The sequence below is a fragment of the Collinsella sp. Sow4_D11 genome, from assembly GCF_052116465.1.
Lineage (GTDB): Bacteria > Actinomycetota > Coriobacteriia > Coriobacteriales > Coriobacteriaceae > Collinsella.
Genome location: NZ_JBQKLA010000013.1, coordinates 26,486 through 42,427, shown reverse-complemented (window position 1 = coordinate 42,427; position 15,942 = coordinate 26,486). Strand labels below are relative to the sequence as shown.

General features: G+C 60.1%; 16 protein-coding genes. 11 read left to right on the top strand and 5 right to left on the bottom strand.

Going from position 1 to position 15,942, the window contains the following annotated elements:
• The first annotated feature begins 59 nt into the window (after positions 1-59).
• The 6 genes from ACTQ40_RS06710 (at position 60) to ACTQ40_RS06685 (ending at position 5,426) form a co-directional block, all read left to right on the top strand.
• Positions 60-1,334: a class II D-tagatose-bisphosphate aldolase non-catalytic subunit gene (locus tag ACTQ40_RS06710; RefSeq protein WP_427719788.1), complete on the top strand. Its 1,275-nt coding sequence runs from the start codon at positions 60-62 to the stop codon at positions 1,332-1,334.
• Between the two features lie 218 nt (positions 1,335-1,552).
• Positions 1,553-2,236, top strand: a complete 684-nt coding sequence (locus tag ACTQ40_RS06705) for a transaldolase family protein (RefSeq protein WP_441563666.1) — start codon at positions 1,553-1,555, stop codon at positions 2,234-2,236.
• A gap of 62 nt (positions 2,237-2,298) precedes the next feature.
• Positions 2,299-3,129 (top strand): transketolase, encoded by an 831-nt coding sequence (locus ACTQ40_RS06700; protein WP_441563665.1) that lies wholly within the window; start codon positions 2,299-2,301, stop codon positions 3,127-3,129.
• Entirely contained in the window at positions 3,129-4,067 is a 939-nt protein-coding gene (locus ACTQ40_RS06695; RefSeq protein WP_427795278.1) for a transketolase family protein, read from the top strand. The genes ACTQ40_RS06700 and ACTQ40_RS06695 overlap by 1 nt, the downstream gene beginning before the upstream one ends.
• Positions 4,068-4,078: 11 nt before the next feature.
• Positions 4,079-4,531: a PTS sugar transporter subunit IIA gene (locus tag ACTQ40_RS06690; protein ID WP_427795279.1), complete on the top strand. Its 453-nt coding sequence runs from the start codon at positions 4,079-4,081 to the stop codon at positions 4,529-4,531.
• Positions 4,532-4,775: 244 nt separating this feature from the next.
• Positions 4,776-5,426, top strand: a complete 651-nt coding sequence (locus tag ACTQ40_RS06685; RefSeq protein ID WP_427795280.1) for an HAD family hydrolase — start codon at positions 4,776-4,778, stop codon at positions 5,424-5,426.
• Here ACTQ40_RS06685 and ACTQ40_RS06680 read toward each other — a convergent pair.
• Positions 5,423-5,623 carry a hypothetical protein gene (locus ACTQ40_RS06680; protein WP_441016603.1) on the bottom strand — a complete coding sequence of 67 codons (201 nt, stop codon included), beginning with the start codon at positions 5,621-5,623 and terminating at the stop codon, positions 5,423-5,425. The genes ACTQ40_RS06685 and ACTQ40_RS06680 overlap by 4 nt on opposite strands.
• A gap of 95 nt (positions 5,624-5,718) precedes the next feature.
• A complete protein-coding gene (locus ACTQ40_RS06675) occupies positions 5,719-6,597 on the bottom strand; it encodes a hypothetical protein (protein ID WP_441563664.1) in 879 nt (292 codons plus the stop codon).
• A gap of 167 nt (positions 6,598-6,764) precedes the next feature.
• Between ACTQ40_RS06675 and ACTQ40_RS06670 the strand changes: the two genes are divergently transcribed.
• Positions 6,765-7,415, top strand: coding sequence for an HAD family hydrolase (locus ACTQ40_RS06670; RefSeq protein ID WP_427794355.1), 651 nt, complete (start codon positions 6,765-6,767; stop codon positions 7,413-7,415).
• Positions 7,416-7,528: 113 nt separating this feature from the next.
• On the opposite strand, the gene ACTQ40_RS06665 is transcribed toward ACTQ40_RS06670, so the two are convergent.
• Positions 7,529-8,641: a LacI family DNA-binding transcriptional regulator gene (locus ACTQ40_RS06665; RefSeq protein WP_441563663.1), complete on the bottom strand. Its 1,113-nt coding sequence runs from the start codon at positions 8,639-8,641 to the stop codon at positions 7,529-7,531.
• Positions 8,642-8,970: 329 nt separating this feature from the next.
• On the opposite strand from ACTQ40_RS06665, the gene glmS reads away from it, so the two are divergent.
• Positions 8,971-10,818, top strand: coding sequence for a glutamine--fructose-6-phosphate transaminase (isomerizing) (glmS, locus tag ACTQ40_RS06660; protein ID WP_441563662.1), 1,848 nt, complete (start codon positions 8,971-8,973; stop codon positions 10,816-10,818).
• A gap of 112 nt (positions 10,819-10,930) precedes the next feature.
• Here the strand turns inward: glmS and ACTQ40_RS06655 are convergent, their stop codons facing one another.
• Positions 10,931-11,662 (bottom strand): GntR family transcriptional regulator, encoded by a 732-nt coding sequence (locus tag ACTQ40_RS06655; protein ID WP_441563661.1) that lies wholly within the window; start codon positions 11,660-11,662, stop codon positions 10,931-10,933.
• A gap of 163 nt (positions 11,663-11,825) precedes the next feature.
• On the opposite strand from ACTQ40_RS06655, the gene ACTQ40_RS06650 reads away from it, so the two are divergent.
• The 3 genes from ACTQ40_RS06650 to ACTQ40_RS06640 all read left to right on the top strand — a co-directional run bounded on the left by ACTQ40_RS06650 (position 11,826) and on the right by ACTQ40_RS06640 (position 15,003).
• Complete coding sequence (locus ACTQ40_RS06650; protein WP_441563660.1) at positions 11,826-12,860, top strand: YeiH family protein; 1,035 nt, start codon at positions 11,826-11,828, stop codon at positions 12,858-12,860.
• A 266-nt stretch (positions 12,861-13,126) separates the two neighbouring features.
• Entirely contained in the window at positions 13,127-14,344 is a 1,218-nt protein-coding gene (locus tag ACTQ40_RS06645; protein WP_441563659.1) for a helix-turn-helix domain-containing protein, read from the top strand.
• Positions 14,345-14,427: 83 nt separating this feature from the next.
• The gene (locus ACTQ40_RS06640) at positions 14,428-15,003 is read left to right on the top strand and encodes a hypothetical protein (protein ID WP_441563658.1); all 576 of its coding nucleotides are present in this window, start codon (positions 14,428-14,430) and stop codon (positions 15,001-15,003) included.
• Positions 15,004-15,240: 237 nt separating this feature from the next.
• Here ACTQ40_RS06640 and ACTQ40_RS06635 read toward each other — a convergent pair whose 3' ends face one another.
• Positions 15,241-15,762: a nitroreductase family protein gene (locus ACTQ40_RS06635; RefSeq protein WP_441555004.1), complete on the bottom strand. Its 522-nt coding sequence runs from the start codon at positions 15,760-15,762 to the stop codon at positions 15,241-15,243.
• Positions 15,763-15,942: the final 180 nt, after the last annotated feature.

The window sequence follows — 15,942 nt, the reverse complement described above, 5'->3', positions numbered from 1 at the left end:
GGCCCGCATCTGGGTCCCAGGGAACTTTTGTCAAAAATCCTCTGGAGAAGGAGAACAAAATGTCCAACCTCACCATCCGCCAGGCCGTTCAGGGCATGCTCAAGCTGCAAGATAGCGGCGATCACGCAACCATGGTCGGCATTGGCCCCATGAGCCCCAACCTGATTCAGGCCGTGTTCGAGCTTGCCAAGGACGAGGATTTCCCGCCCATGTTTATCGCTAGCCGCAACCAGGTCGATATGGACGAGATGGGCGCCGGCTACGTCAACGGTTGGGACCAGAAGCGCTTTGCCGCCGACATCAAGAAGGTTGCCGACGAGGTGGGTTACACCGGCCCGTACTACCTGTGCCGCGATCACGGCGGTCCGTGGCAGCGCGACGAGGAGCGTAACGCCCACCTGCCCGAGGACGAGGCCATGGAGCTCGCCCGCAAGTCCTTCGTCGCCGACATGGAGGCAGGCTTTGACCTGCTGATGGTCGACCCCACCAAGGACCCCTATCAGATCGGCAAGGTTATTCCGCTCGACGTGGTGCTTCGCCGCACGATCGATCTTATCGACTACCTTGAGCAGTACCGTCGCGAGCATAACCTGCCCGAGGTCGCCTATGAGGTCGGTACCGAGGAGACCAATGGCGGCTTGACCTCTACCGATAAGTACGAGGAGTTCATTTCTCAGCTGCAGCCCGAGCTCGAGAAGCGCGGCTGCCCCATGCCCACCTTTATCGTCGGCCAGACCGGTACGCTCACCCGTTGGACCGAGCAGGTTGGCCATTACAACTTTAAGAACGCCCGCGAGCTCGCCGACATGGCAAAGCGCTACGGCGTGGGCCTGAAGGAGCACAACGCCGACTACCTGGACGACGCGACGCTGCTCGAGCACATTCCGGCTCACGTGACGGCTTCCAATGTCGCCCCTCAGTACGGCACCGAGGAGACCCGCGCCTACCTCAAGCTCTGCGCTACCGAGCAGATTCTGGTCGACAACGGCCTGTGCGACGATCCCTCCGACCTGTATCACACGCTGCTGGTCAAGGCTATCAAGACCGAGCGCTGGCGCAAGTGGATGACCGGCGATGATGTCAACCTGCAGGTTGACGACATTCTGGCCGACGACGAGCTCAGCCTGAAGATTCTGGATGTCTCCGGCCACTACGCGTTCAACGATCCCGAGGTCAAGGAGCAGGTCGAGAAGCTCTATCGCAACCTCGCTGCCCAGGACATCGACGGCAAGCGCTTTGTGATCGAGCACATCAAGCGCCCGATTAAGCAGTACGTCGTCGGTCTTAACCTCAAGGGCGTCACGAGCCGCATCGAGAAGGCTCTCGAGGACTAGGTAGTTCCGGCGTTTTGACAAACGCCGGACCGGTCGACGCTGCGCGAGCATCTGCCGGGCAATCTGGCGCTCAAGCCGTCGCTCGCGTACCAAAGTACGCTTCGCTCCTCTTTCGCACCACCTTGCCACGGCAGCTGCCCGCTCGCTGACGTTGGTTCGACCAGTGATTGAGCCGTTGTCCTTAGATTGCTAGCTATTCATTCGAAGGAGTTTGTACCATGAAGTTCTTTATCGATACCGCCAACCTTGACGAGATCGCCGAGGCCAAGAGCTGGGGCTGCCTTGCCGGCGTCACCACCAATCCGTCCCTGTACGCCAAGACCGGCGGTAAGCTCGCCGACTTTGAGCCCCATATGCTCAAGATTGCCGAGCTCTGCGAGGGTCTGCCCGTGTCTGCCGAGTCCACCGCGACTACTGCCGAGGGCATGATCGAGGAGGGCAAGCGTCTTGCCGCCCTGGCCCCCAACATTGTGGTCAAGCTCCCCGTCTGCGAGGCCGGCCTCGCCGCCTGCCGCGCGCTGGCCGATGCGGGCGTGCGCGTCAACATGACGCTCGTCTTCTCGCCGACCCAGGCCTTGATGGCCGCCAACGCCGGCGCCCGCTACATCAGCCCGTTTGTGGGACGCTTCGATGGCATCGCCGAGGACGGTATCTCGCAGCTCGACAACGTTGTGACCTGCATCAAGAACTATGACTGGACCGGTAAGAACGTCGACGACACCGTCGAGATCATCACCGCATCCGTCCGCACGCCCAATCACGTGACCCAGGCGGCGCTACTCGGTGCCGATATTGCGACCGTCCCCATGGCCGCTCTTAAGAAATGCCTGCATCACCCGCTGACCGACCAGGGCCTTGCTTCGTTCGAGGCCGACTGGAAAAAGGTCGTCGAGGCACAGTAACGATGGTTCTGCCGGCCTAGCATTTGTTATGCCGGGCCGGCGTGCTCAAGAGAGGAAACTCCATGACCGATCAGGAACTGGCCAAGATTGCCAATGAGGTTCGCCGCGGTATTGTCGCGGGCGTCCATGCCGCCAAGTCGGGGCATCCGGGCGGGTCGCTTGGCGCCGCCGACATTATGACCTACCTCTACTTTGAGGAAATGGATGTCGACCCGGCAAATCCGAGCCGCGCCGACCGCGACCGCTTTGTGCTCTCCAAGGGCCATTGCGCTCCGGCACTCTATGCCGTGCTCGCCGAACGCGGGTTCTTTCCCAAGGAGGAGCTCGAGACGCTCCGTCATATCGGCAGCCGCCTGCAGGGCCATCCCAATATGAACGACACGCCGGGCGTCGACATGTCTACCGGATCGCTCGGTCAGGGTATCTCCGCCGCGGTTGGAATGGCGCTCGCCGCAAAGCACTGGGGTGACAGCTATCGCGTCTACACGCTGTTGGGCGACGGCGAGTGCGAGGAGGGGCAGGTATGGGAGGCGGCCATGTTCGCCGGCAACCACGACCTGGATAACCTCGTCGCTATCGTCGATCACAATGGCCTGCAAATTGACGGCAGTATCGACGAAGTTAACTCGGCTATGCCGCTTGCCGACAAGTTCCGTGCCTTTAAGTGGCATGTGATTGAGCTCGCCGACGGTAACGACATGGCGCAGATTGCCGCCGCCTTTGCCGAGGCCCGCAAAGTGAGCGACTCGCCTGTGGCCATTATCGCCGAGACGGTGAAGGGCAAGGGCGTTTCCTTTATGGAAAACCAGGTGGGCTGGCACGGCAAGGCACCCAACGATGAACAGTTTGAGCAGGCCATGGCCGAACTCGCAGCAGCAGGGGAGGAGCTCTAATGGCAGACGTCAAGAAAGTCGCCACGCGCGTTAGCTATGGCGAGGCACTTGTCGAGCTGGGCAATGAGCACGATGACTTTGTGGTTCTCGATGCCGACCTGGCTGCCGCCACACAGACCGGCAAGTTTAAGGCTGCGCACCCTGAGCGCTTCTACGACGCCGGCATTGCCGAGAGCAACTTGATGGGGCTCGCCGCCGGCATTGCGACCACGGGCCACGTCGCCTTTGCGAGCACCTTTGCCATGTTCGCCGCCGGCCGCGCGTACGAACAAGTGCGTAATTCCATCGGCTATCCGCACCTCAACGTCAAAATCGGCGCCACGCATGCGGGCATCTCGGTCGGTGAAGACGGCGCCACGCATCAGTGCTGCGAGGACATCGCGCTCATGCGCACGATCCCGGGTATGACGGTGATCGTTCCCGCCGATGACATCGAGGCTCGCGCTTGCGTGCGCGCCGCCTATGAGTTTGAGGGGCCGGTCTACATGCGTTTCGGCCGCCTGGCAACACCGGTCATCAACGACCGCGAGGACTATGAGTTCAAGATTGGTCGCGGCGTGGTCGTGCGCGAGGGGTCCGATGTGACCATCATCGCTTGTGGCCTCATGGTTGCCGAGGCGCTTGAAGCTGCCGAGGCCCTCGCTGTCGATGGTATCGATGCCGAGGTTATCAACATGCACACGATCAAGCCGCTTGATGAGCGCCTGGTAGTTGCCAGCGCCAAGAAGACTGGTCGCGTGGTCACTGCCGAGGAGCACTCGATTATCGGCGGTCTTGGCGAGGCCGTGGCCTCGGTGCTCGCGGAACAGCATCCGGTGCCGATGCGACGCGTCGGCGTGCGTGATGTGTACGGCGAGTCTGGCCCTGCGGTCGATTTGCTGCACGAGTTCGGTTTGGACGCCGACGGTATCGAAGCTGCGGTCAGGTCTGTGTTGTAAGGAAGGTTTCCATGGGATTTGTATCTGCCAACCAAGTGACGATCGGGTATACTGCCGCCTCGCGCGAGGACGCCCTGCATTATTTGTCCGAGCAGGCCATCGAGCTCGGTTTTGCCGATGACGCATCTGCCGTAGAGGCTGCCTTTATTGCTCGCGAGAACGAGGCCGAGACCGGCCTTGTCGCCGGTTTTGCCGTTCCGCATGCCAAAAGCGACGCGATTCACACGCCGGGCGTTGCCGTGCTTAAACTGGCCGAGCCCGTTGAATGGCCGAGCTTCGATGGGGTGCCCGTCGATGTTGCGCTCGCACTGTACGTGCCTGCCGGCGAGGCTGGAACCACGCACCTGCGCTTGCTCTCCAAGGCTGCCGTGATGCTGATGGACGCCGGCTTCCGTGACAAGGTGCGCGCGAGCAGCGATCCCATTGAGATTGCGGAGCTCATCAATAGCGGACTCGAAGACTAGAACGGTCATCCCGTTCAACCAATCGATCCTTCTCCAAGGAAAAGGGCCGCGACGCCATAGAGGTGTCGCGGCCCTGTTTGCGTTTCCCCAGATAAAACCTGCCAAAATAAACCTGTCCCTTTTTGGCAGGCTGCGTCATAAAGCTTCTGTCTATGTAATAAAAGTACAATATGATATATACGTTATATACAAGCTTATAACGCGCAGCAGATTTGCGGTAACGCAAGCCGATGAAGGGGTCGATATGATCAAGGCTGTTATTTTTGACATGGATGGAACGCTGATCGATACCGAGCGTTTGGACATGAGGGCATGGAAGGTGGGCGCGGCCGAGCTGGGGATCGCGATTGATGATGCGTTAATCCATCAGTTTATCGGCCGTTCGAATGCCGATGTTAAGGACATCCTTGAGGCGCATTACGGCAAGGGCGAAACCGCCGACGCGATTTTTGCCCGCAACATTGAGCTACACAGCGAGATGGCCAAGACCGACCTGGAGCTTAAGGCCGGCGCCGCCGAGTGCCTCGACGAGCTGCTGGCTGCGGGCTATCACGTGGGCCTTGCGACGTCGTCACGCCGCGTCGCGGCCGAGCGCAATCTTAAGACGGTCGGCCTCTTTGACAAGTTTGAGACGGTGACCTGCGGCGAGGACGTCGTGCACGGCAAGCCCGACCCCGAGATGTATCTGCTTGCCTGCGAGCGCGCGGGCTTTGCCCCCGAGGAATGCGCTGTGGTCGAGGATTCGCGCAACGGCTGCGTCTCGGGTATTACGGCCGGCTGCCATGTCTTTGCCGTCCCCGACATTGTGCCGCTGCCGCAGAATGTGGTGGATGGCTGCGAGGCCGTGCTCGATACGCTGTTCGACCTGACGGCGGCGGTCAAGGCCGTGCGCTAAAGGTATGCGCCGAGATCGATGACGGTGGCTTCGGAGTGGCCGCTTGCCTGGGTGCCGGCGCGCTCGGCGATCTGGGCGCCGATGCCGTGGCCGTCGGCTGCGGCATTCCGCTCTCCGGCGTCAATGATCTCAATTTTGATATCGGGATACAGGGCGAGGGCCTTGTGGATGCCAAGTATGCGCAGGGCGAGCTGCATGAATGCCTCCCTGTCCGTAACGGTGATTTGGCGTGGCACTCTTCGCGTTTCCCCAGATAAAACCTGCCAAAATAAACCTGTCCCTTTTTGGCAGGTTACTGGTTCATATTGCCGTGGATGTAGGAGGTGACTTCGGGGGAGATGTGGCTGCAGCCCAGCTCGCGCAGTGCGGACTCGATGGCGGCGGGCAGCGGGGTCTTGCCCTCGGCATTGACGGTAGCACCGCCGAGAGCGGCAATCTTGGCGACATCTGCGTGAGCGGCTTCAATACGCATGCAGCCGCCGACCAAGCGCGCGCGAACCTGCGACAGACCAAGATCGTGCAGGTAGTCCTCGCAGGCGCGGATTAAATCGACCTTCTCATGCGTAAGCTCCTCGCCTGTGGGGACGCGCGTGGCAAGACAGGCTCCCGCCGGCAGGTTCCAAACGGGATAGCCCCATGCGCGCAGCAGCTCGCGCTCTTCGTCCTTGGTAAAGCCGACCTCCATAAGAGGGGAGCGTACGCCGAGCTCTTTGGCAGCGCGCATGCCGGGACGGTAGTCACCGCGATCGCTTGCATTGCTGCCATCGATGACGGTGGGAAAGCCGAGCGACTTAGCGTGGTTGACGATGGCGGTAAAGCCGGCGTGCTTGCAGTGGTAGCAACGGTTGGCGTCGTTGCAGGCTACTTGGGGGAGCTGCAGCTGATCGACCGAAAGATTGAGCACGGGGAGCTTAAAATGCGGTCCCTCATTGGTTTGCCTGTCAACGGATCGCTCAAACGAGGTCTGTTCGGGCGTGCCGATGAGCGGCGTGGTGAGGTGAACGAGAAGCGTGCTGGCAGGCATGATGCGGGCGCAGACCGCGGCCAAAAAGCTGCCGTCGACGCCACCGGAAAAGCCGATGGCGACGCGTCCGTATGCCAAAAGCAGCTGTTCGAGCGCCGCGAGTTTGTCCTGAAGCTCCTTTGCAGGTGCGGTAGTGTCTGAAAGCATAAAACAATCCTTACCATTGAGTACTCGGTCGAAAACTATAATCCTATCAGACTGCTCGGCATATGACTTCTGGCTATGTAACGATAGTGCAATATGCTATATACGTTATATACAAGTTTGTAAAGTGCGCTAGAGTGGCCGTAATGCAATCCGGTGAGGGGACCGATATGATCAAGACTGTAATTTTTGACATGGACGGAACGCTGGTCGATACCGAGCGTTTGGGCATCAAGGCATGGAAGGCGGGCGCTGCCGAGCTGGGGGTCGCGATTGATGATGCGCTGATCCATCAGTTTATCGGCCGCACTCTGCCCGATGTCATGGACATCCTTGATAAGCATTACGGCAGCCATGAAACCACCGAGGCGATCTATGTTCGCCACAAGGAGATTCGCGACGAGATGGTCAAGACCGATTTGGAGCTTAAGGCCGGTGCCGCCGAGTGCCTCGACGAGCTGCTGGCTGCGGGCTATCACGTGGGTCTAGCGACGTCGTCGCGCCTCGCTACGGCCGAGCGCAACCTTAAGATGGTCGGCCTTTTTGACAAGTTTGAGACGGTGACCTGCGGCGAGGACGTCGTGCACGGCAAGCCCGACCCCGAGATGTATCTGCTTGCCTGCGAGCGCGCGGGCTTTGCTCCCGAGGAATGCGCTGTGGTCGAGGATTCACGCAACGGCTGCGTCTCGGGTATTACGGCCGGCTGCCATGTCTTTGCCGTCCCCGACATTGTGCCGCTGCCGCAGAATGTGGTGGACGGCTGCGAGGCCGTGCTCGATACGCTGTTCGACCTTACGGCGGCGGTCAAGGCCGTGCGCTAGACAGCTGCGGCGTTGAAACGGGCAATTGCCCACATTTACGCTTAAGCATAAGGGGTCCGGCAATGGCCGGGCCTCTTTTGCTTAAGCTGCGTTTTGGCATACTGGTCGACGTGCTATAGATACGCGCCCAGGTTGATGGCGGTGGCTTCGGCTTGGCTGCTCGCCTGGGTACTGGCGCGCTCTAAGAGGAACGGCCGCACGAGTTCCTGACGGTTGATGTCCTCGGCGGCTGTGACCTCGGTGACGGTGCGTGCGGCGGAGCCGATACGGACGCGTTTGGTTTTTGTCGGCGCCTTGTTCTCGATTTGCTCCACGAGCAGCTGCACGCCCTTGCGGCCAATTTCGTAACCCGGCGGTGCTACGGTGGTGAGAGGGACCGACCCGCTCCATGCAAGCGGGTTGCCGTCGCAGCCGGCCACGCGAACTTGCTTGGGGACGGAGATGCCTTTGTCGATCAACGCCGAGATAACACCCGAGGCCAATACGTCGGTTAGGCCGATGACAAAATCCGGACGCTCGTCAGCAGAGCGCTCGGCAATCTGGGCGCCGATGCCGTAACCGTCGGCAGCGGTATTCCATTCTCCGGCGTTAATGACCTCAATTTTGATATCGGGATACAGGGCGAGGGCCTTGTGAATGCCAAGCACGCGCAGGGTGAGCTGCATAAATGCCGCTCTGCCCACAACGGTGATATGGCGTGCGCCGCGGGCAATGGCGAGCTCGGCGATAATGCGCCCCTGCGCCTCGTTGTCGGCGGCCACGTAGTAACCGGGCTCGGAACAGTGGATGTCCAGATGGACAATCGGCACGGGCATCTTGGTCATGGCGGGGTGCCAGTCGGGGGATGCCATGGGCTGAACCATGACGCCGGACATCTGCGTGCCCATAAAATAGCGCAGGTAGTGGTCTTCGAGGATGTCGTCGTTATCGGCGTTGGCGATAAGCAGGTCGTAACCGTGCTTGCGGGCCTCGTTATGGGCGCCGCTGGCAATTTGGAGCGAGAAGCCGTGGTCGAGACGGGGGAGGACCAGGCCAAAGGACTTGGTGGTGCCTCCTGCGAGCTGACGGGCGCTTTGGTTGGGTAGGTAGCCAAGGCGATTGATGGTCTCGTTGATGAGTTTGAGGGTCTCGGGGCGCAGCTTTTCGGGATGGTTGAGCGCGTTGGATACCGTGCCCAGCGAGACCCCTGCCTCGCGCGCGACGTCGCTGATTTTTACCTTTGCCATAGCGGTCCCTTTGATGCGTTTCAAGTACAAGCCAGATTGTAGCATCGCCCGTCCCTAGGGTGTCAAAACCTGCCAATTAGGGACAGGTTTATTTTGGCAGGTTTTATCTGGGCAAACGCTATTGCCAGCGCGACCACCACGAAGGGGGCAGGCACCTTTGTGGTGGTTTGGACCGGCTGGACGTGTGTGCATCGGGTGGTATCTAAGTTGAGATACCACTTCTGGTATATCAGCTTGCGCTTGCGTGAGTACAATACTCGAACGTTATACGTCTCAGCGCCCCTTGTGCGTGGACGTTTTGCAGTCACGCGAGCGAAGGGATTTATCCTATGTGCGGAATTGTCGGCTACACCGGCTCTGATATTGCAAAGAACATCCTTGTCACGGGCCTTAAGCGTATGGAATATCGCGGCTATGACTCCTCGGGCGTCGCACTCGAGGTGGGCGAGGGCACGGCGGCTCACCTCGACGTCATTCGCCGCGTGGGCAAGGTCGCGGGCCTGGAGAGCGAACTTACCAATGTCGACAGCGACGCCACCTGCGGCATCGGCCACACCCGCTGGGCTACCCACGGCAAGCCCTCCGTTGTCAACGCCCATCCCCACACCAGCTGCGACGATCGCATCGCCATCGTCCACAACGGCATCATCGAGAACTTTGCCGAGCTGCGTGAGGAGCTGGAGGGCCGCGGCCATCACTTTAAGAGCGAGACCGACACCGAGGTCTTTGCGCACTTGATCGAAGAAGCCTATGCCGAGACACACGACCTGATGGCTTCTGTGCACGAGGCCTGCACTCACGTGGTGGGCGCCTATGGTTTGGCCGCCGTTTCTGTCGATGAGCCTGGCGTGATCGCCGTGGCCCGCAAGGACTCCCCGATTGTGGTCGGCGTCGGCGAAACCGGCTCCTACGTTGCCTCCGACGTGATCGCGCTTATCGATGCCACCCGCGATGTCGTGGTGCTCGAAGACGGTCAGTTTGCCAAGCTTACGCCCGCAGGCGTCGAGTATACCGACGAGGCTGGCAACGTGATTGAGCCCAAGCTTACCCATATCGACTGGGACCTGGATATGGCCGAAAAGGGCGGTTATCCCGACTTTATGCTTAAGGAGATCCATGAGCAGCCTCGCGTCGTGCGTGATACCCTGGTGGGCCGCATGACCCCCGCCGGTGAGCTCGATATCGACGAGCTGGGCCTTTCGCTCGAGGAGCTCAACGATATCGACCGCGTGTATGTGATTGCCTGCGGCACCAGCTACCATGCCGGACTTATCGCCAAGAACCTTATTGAGGGTTGGGCTCGTATTCCTACCGAGGTCGAGGCGGCAAGCGAGTTCCGCTATCGCAACCCCATCATCACGCCGACGACGCTTGTCGTGGCCGTGTCCCAGTCGGGCGAGACGGCCGACACCCTTGCCGCCATTCGCGATGCGCGCATCAAGGGCGCCAAGGTCTTTGGCATCACCAACGTGCTGGGCAGCCCGGTGGCGCGCGAGAGCGACGGCGTTATCTACACCAAGGCCAACAAGGAGATTGCAGTTGCCTCGACCAAGAGCTTCATCGGTCAGGTCGTGAGCCTTACGCTTTTGGCCCTGCTGCTGGCGCAGGTTAAGTACCGTCTGACCACCAAGCAGGCGCGCATGCTGTTCCGCGAGCTTTCCGATACGGCCGAGCAGATCCAGTGGATCCTGGATACGCAGACCGAGGCCGTGCACGAGGCCGCGCTTGTCTGCAAGGACGCGCAGTCTGCACTGTTCGTGGGTCGCGGCATGGGAGCCGCCATTTCCTACGAGGGCGCGCTCAAGCTCAAGGAGGTCAGCTACCTGCATGCCGAGGCATATGCTGCCGGCGAGATGAAGCACGGCCCTATCGCGCTGATCGACCCGGGTTTCCCCGTTATCGCGGTTGCAACCAAGAGCGCAACATACGACAAGACGGTGTCGAACCTCATGGAGTGCAAGGCGCGTGGCGCCAAGGTCATCGTCGTTGCTACCGAGGGCGACGAGGAAATCAACAAGATCGCCGACTGCATCATTCGCGTGCCGGCCGTCCGCGACGTATTCAGCCCCATCACGGCGAGCGTTCCGCTGCAGCTGCTCGCCCGCGAGGTTGCCATCCTGCGCGGTTGCGACGTTGACCAGCCCCGCAACCTGGCCAAGAGTGTCACAGTAGAGTAATCGAGTTCCGTCATCCTAACAACTAAGGCCCGGCTTCGTTGCAGCGGAGCTGGGCCTTGTTGCATTTGCCCAAGTAAAACCTGCCAAAATAAACCTGTCCCTTTTTGGCAGGTTAGCGGAGCTTGCTGGTCTCGAAGTACTCGGGATATTGGTCCAGGACCTCGGTCTGGTTGCGGAACATCATATGCAGGTGCTTGCTGACCAAAAAGCTTGCCTCGATAGGATCGCGACCGGCGATGGCGCGGCGGATTTGCTTGTGCTCGTTAACAATCTCCTGATTGTCGAGCGCCTGCGTCGCGGCGCGCAGCCAGCGGAAGCGCTCCAGGTCGGCATTGGTCGCCTCGAGCCACGACCACACGGTGCTGCGGCACGCAATGCTAAAGATCATGCGGTGCATGAGGTTGTCGCTTAAAAAGAAGCCGATGCGGTCCTCTTCGGCCATGGCTTTTTCCTGCAGCGCGATGGCTCGGTCGAGCTGCTCGATGCCTACCGAGGTGGCACGGGCGCAGCACTCCACAATCACCTGCTTTTCCAGGTGCTCGCGAATGTAGCAGGCACTCTCGGCAAGGGTGAGGTTGATGGGCGAGACATAGGTGCCGCTTTGGGGCACGGTGCGCACTAGGCCCTCTTGCGCCAGACGCACCAGTGCCTCGCGCACAGGGGTGCGCCCCATATCTAGGTCGTCGCAAAGCTGCTTGACGCCCAACTTTTCGCCCGGCTTGTAGTCCAGGTAGACTATTTTGCGTCGAATGGTGTGGTAGGACTGGTCCTGTAGGCTCGTTTCCTGCTCGCCGACGTGCATCGATTCTTCCATAGCGCCTCGCAACTGTTCTATCACACTCATATGTCAGTTGTTAATTATGCCGCGAATCAGCTCTCCGCGCTGGGTAATTCGGTTGTTGCCCGAGAACTTTTGCGGCATCTTAGTCTGTTTTTGCGCATGGTTGTGCTCGATGTTGCCGTATCATAAGCCGTCGCAAATGTGAAATAGAAAGAAGGAATCCCATATGCAACTGGTAAATATCGTACGCGAGCGCTGGAAGGGTGTCTTGTTCTGCCTGATCATCGCCATCCCTGCGTCGTTGCTCGGCAAACAGATTGAGGTGGTCGGTGGGCCGGTATTTGCCATCCTCTTTGGCATGGTTCTGGCGCTTGTCTTTCCCAAGAATCGTCGCGAACAGCTCGCCGCCGGCGTCGCCTATACGTCTAAAAAAGTCTTGCAGTACGCGGTTATCCTGCTTGGCTTTGGCATGAACCTCTCGCAGATTCTGTCCAAAGGCGCCCAGTCGTTGCCGATTATCGTGGCTACTATCTTGACCTCGCTCATCATCGCCTTTGTGCTCTGCCGCGTTATGAACGTGCCGGGCAAGATCGCGACGCTTGTGGGTGTGGGTTCGTCGATTTGCGGCGGTTCCGCCATCGCCGCGACCGCGCCCGTCATCGATGCCGACGATCGCGAGATTGCCCAGGCTATTTCGGTCATCTTCCTGTTTAACGTTATCGCGGCGCTCGTGTTTCCAACGCTTGGAGGCATGCTTGGGCTGACCAACGAGGGCTTTGGCCTGTTTGCCGGTACCGCTATCAACGACACCTCGTCTGTAACGGCTGCGGCGAGCGCCTGGGACAGTATGCATCCCGGCGCCAATGTGCTCGAGAGCGCTACGGTAGTCAAGCTCACCAGGACGCTGGCTATTATTCCCATCACGTTGGTCCTCGCATGCTGGCAGATGCATCTGGCGCGCAAGGCCGGCGGCGACGCCAAAAGCACGTTCTCCCTTAAGCGCGCGTTTCCCATGTTTGTGCTGTTCTTTGTGCTGGCGAGTGTGGTCACCACAGTGTTTCAGCTTCCCGCGTCCGTTACGGCGCCCATCAAGGAGCTGTCGAAGTTCTTTATCGTGATGGCCATGGCGGCTATTGGCTTTAATACCGATATCGTCGAGCTGGTCAAAAAAGGCGGCAAGCCCATCGCATTGGGCTTTTGCTGCTGGATTGGCATTGCGTGCATGGGTTTGGGAATGCAGCACGTGCTGGGAATCTGGTAGAGAAGTAGCCCATTTACGTGCTGGTTGCTGGTGGCCGCATCCTCGCGGTGGAGCGATAGGAGCTCTTGCGGGTATGGCTTGTCCGCAGGTTAATAGATCCCGAAGAGCTCTTATCGCCCCGCCAGGATGGCGATGCGGGGCAACACCTATACTCGCAGGACGGCGCTTTCTGCCCTATAGTGTTTGGTGAGCAATATCGTTCAATTTTGAAACACTCGGTCGTGCGACCGTCGGCGGTTGTACGTCGCAGCGGACAGGGGCAAATCATGGATAGCGATGCCAAGCTGAACATCTTGACCGATGCCCTAGCTGCTGCCGGGGCCTCGGCATTGGCAATCGATGCGCGTGGGGACGTCGCGATCTCGACCATGAATGACGCGGCGCTTGAGCGGGATGTGGCGGCTTTTGTCGCTGAGCGCCTCGACCGCATAGGAGACGGCGCGCGTCTGGTTATGGGGCGTGCGGGTACGCGCCTGAGCCTGACCGTTCGCCCCACCGACAAAGAGGGCGGGGGCCTTTGGGTCATCGTGGTCCGCGAGGTGCGCGCCGCCGTGGCGCATGCGGGCATCGAGTGGCTCAACGCCGACGAAGTTGAGGCCCGCTACGAATCGAGCGCGTACGGCATCGTCGAAGACGCGGCAGCGGTCGCTGCCCCCGTACGGGAGAGCCATGCGCGCGGAGTGCCCCTTATGCTCGAGGGCGAGCTGGGCGCGGGACAGGATCAGATTGCAAAACGCCTGTACCTGGATGGACCCTATGCCGACCAGCCCTTTGTGTCCGTTGCGCTCGATGAGCTTACGGATCGCGGTTGGCGCCATCTGCTCAAAAGTTCTGAATCGCCGCTATTCCAAACGGGGCTGACACTTTGCATGGGCGGCTGGCATGCTGTTGGCCCCCAACGCCTGCGCGAGCTCGTGTCCGCAATGATCGACACGGCGCTCGCAACTCGTTGCCATGTGGTGTTGACGGCAAACGACATGCCAGGCGGCGGCGAAAGCGATCAGGCTGCTTTTGTAACCGAGCGTCTGGCCTGTGCAGTGAGTGTGGCGCCGGCGATTGCCGAGCAGGGCGGCGCGTCGGAAAAGGTTGCGCGCTATCTGGAGTATCTGGCAGATATGTTTGAGACGGGTGTCCCATGGCTGTCCGCCGCCGCGGCAAAGACGCTCGATGCGTACCGCTGGCCGCGAAATTACTTGCAGCTGCGCGAAGTCTCTGAACGACTCTATATATTAGTAGGGGCGGGTACGGTGGAGCGTGCCGTGGCGGAGGAGGTGCTCGCCCAGGAGGACGTTATCAAGACCGCGACCTTTGGTGCCCCAACGCTCGAAAGCGATTTGTATATCCTACGCCCTCTGGCCGATACCGAGCGCGATATCGCTCGGTTGGTCCTGCAGCACCTTCACGACAACCGGACGCGTGCGGCAGAGGTACTCGGTATAAGTCGCACGACCTTATGGCGTCTGCTGAAGGACAACGACCACTGAGCAAGGTGCCGTGACCGCGCGCGGCGCGTGTGATACAGTCCAAAGCAGTATTGTTTCGACTGTGTTACGGCGTGCGGGGGAGTATGGCGGAGACTTCAAAAACGAACCAAGCGAAACGAACTGCGGCGCCGGTCAGCCGACGTACGACTTCGCGGACGTGGGGCAAAAGCGCCTCGGGGTTTGATGGCTCGTTCAAGCGCACTAAATATGGCTATCCTTCGGCAAGCGCCCGCTTGGCCATGCAGGCCGAGTCCTCGTTGTGGGGACGAAGGCGCGTGGTGGGCTCAAAGCTCAGGCACGATGGCACACTTGGCTACATTAGCCGCGGGGCGGCTCGCCGCAGCGGGCTCAATCCGGCTGGTTGGCATCGTTATGTTCCGATTGCGGTCGTCGTTGCAGTGATTGTCATCGCGCTCGCGGCGCTTGGCTACGCCGGCGGCGGTGCGAGCCTGGACGCGATGTTCAAATCGCCCGAACTTGCACATGTTGGCACGGAGCTTGTTGAGGGTGCACAAGACCAGACGGGCGTCGCGCCCCAGCGCGGTATCGTTGCGGCGGCCTCCACCATCGCCGACGCGCAAAAGGATGAAGGCGAACAGGGCGATGGCGCCAAAGCGACTCGAACGAATGAAACGACGACAAATCCATCGGCAAGATAAGTTGCTAGTGGGGTAGCAAATTTGGGACGGGGCCTTTTAGCTGCCCAAGTGTCGAATGCCAGCAGCAGCTCATTCGATGTCAGTCGCCAACAGCGAGCGGGCCGCATTTGCGCCAAGGTGACGCGAAATGAGAGGGCGCTGACCTTCTTCGCATCCTCGAAATTGAACGTCAAATTGGCGTGAATGCGGCCCGCGCAGCGTCAGCAGGTCCGCCGTTCGGTAGAACGGCGGAACTAATTACCTAACGTACACCACGTTGTCGCGGCGCGGCTTTGCCTCGGATAGCGTGTCCTCGGCATAGCCCAGAATGCAGTTACCGACACCGCGCAGGCTGCCGTCGGCGGGCAGGCCCCAGCTGGCCAGCAGCTCCAGGCCCTCGGGCGAGTCAAAGACCTCATGCGCGCGGTGAATCCAGCACGAATCGACACCCAGTGCATAGGCGGCGTTGAGCAAGTTGCCCATGGCGAGTGAGCCGTCTTCCAGATGTGTGGGCACGCTGCGGTCAACCAGCACCACCACAACGGTCTTGGCGCCATAGAAGGGGTCGCTGTTGCTGCCCATGATCTGGGCGTTGAGCTGTGAGAGACGCTCGACGGTCGCGGGGTCGGTGACGGCGACAAACGTCACCGGCTGGCGGCCCATGCCGCTCGGTGCATATTGGCCGGCTTCGATAATACGTGCAAGCTTTTCGGCCTCGACGGGACGATCGCTGTATTTGCGGCAGCTGCGGCGGTGAATGAGTGCTTCGATAGTCTCCATGGTGTCTCCTTGCGGTGGCGTTGCAGATGCCCCGTTCATACCCGTCGGGCTCAAACGATAGACGGTCAAGTGCCCGGCAACAGGATAGATTCCAATTGGGTAAGTAGGTTTGCATAAAAGTACCTTCAAAATGTGACAAGCCAATGGGATGGTTAAACGTTTTATCCCGTCTGCCCTGCG

Coding starts and splice junctions, on each gene's coding strand:
- ACTQ40_RS06710 (WP_427719788.1), top strand. CDS start 60: ATGTCCAACCTCACCATCCGCCAGGCCGTTCAGGGCATGCTCAAGCTG.
- ACTQ40_RS06705 (WP_441563666.1), top strand. CDS start 1,553: ATGAAGTTCTTTATCGATACCGCCAACCTTGACGAGATCGCCGAGGCC.
- ACTQ40_RS06700 (WP_441563665.1), top strand. CDS start 2,299: ATGACCGATCAGGAACTGGCCAAGATTGCCAATGAGGTTCGCCGCGGT.
- ACTQ40_RS06695 (WP_427795278.1), top strand. CDS start 3,129: ATGGCAGACGTCAAGAAAGTCGCCACGCGCGTTAGCTATGGCGAGGCA.
- ACTQ40_RS06690 (WP_427795279.1), top strand. CDS start 4,079: ATGGGATTTGTATCTGCCAACCAAGTGACGATCGGGTATACTGCCGCC.
- ACTQ40_RS06685 (WP_427795280.1), top strand. CDS start 4,776: ATGATCAAGGCTGTTATTTTTGACATGGATGGAACGCTGATCGATACC.
- ACTQ40_RS06680 (WP_441016603.1), bottom strand. CDS start 5,623: ATGCAGCTCGCCCTGCGCATACTTGGCATCCACAAGGCCCTCGCCCTG.
- ACTQ40_RS06675 (WP_441563664.1), bottom strand. CDS start 6,597: ATGCTTTCAGACACTACCGCACCTGCAAAGGAGCTTCAGGACAAACTC.
- ACTQ40_RS06670 (WP_427794355.1), top strand. CDS start 6,765: ATGATCAAGACTGTAATTTTTGACATGGACGGAACGCTGGTCGATACC.
- ACTQ40_RS06665 (WP_441563663.1), bottom strand. CDS start 8,641: ATGGCAAAGGTAAAAATCAGCGACGTCGCGCGCGAGGCAGGGGTCTCG.
- glmS (WP_441563662.1), top strand. CDS start 8,971: ATGTGCGGAATTGTCGGCTACACCGGCTCTGATATTGCAAAGAACATC.
- ACTQ40_RS06655 (WP_441563661.1), bottom strand. CDS start 11,662: ATGAGTGTGATAGAACAGTTGCGAGGCGCTATGGAAGAATCGATGCAC.
- ACTQ40_RS06650 (WP_441563660.1), top strand. CDS start 11,826: ATGCAACTGGTAAATATCGTACGCGAGCGCTGGAAGGGTGTCTTGTTC.
- ACTQ40_RS06645 (WP_441563659.1), top strand. CDS start 13,127: ATGGATAGCGATGCCAAGCTGAACATCTTGACCGATGCCCTAGCTGCT.
- ACTQ40_RS06640 (WP_441563658.1), top strand. CDS start 14,428: ATGGCGGAGACTTCAAAAACGAACCAAGCGAAACGAACTGCGGCGCCG.
- ACTQ40_RS06635 (WP_441555004.1), bottom strand. CDS start 15,762: ATGGAGACTATCGAAGCACTCATTCACCGCCGCAGCTGCCGCAAATAC.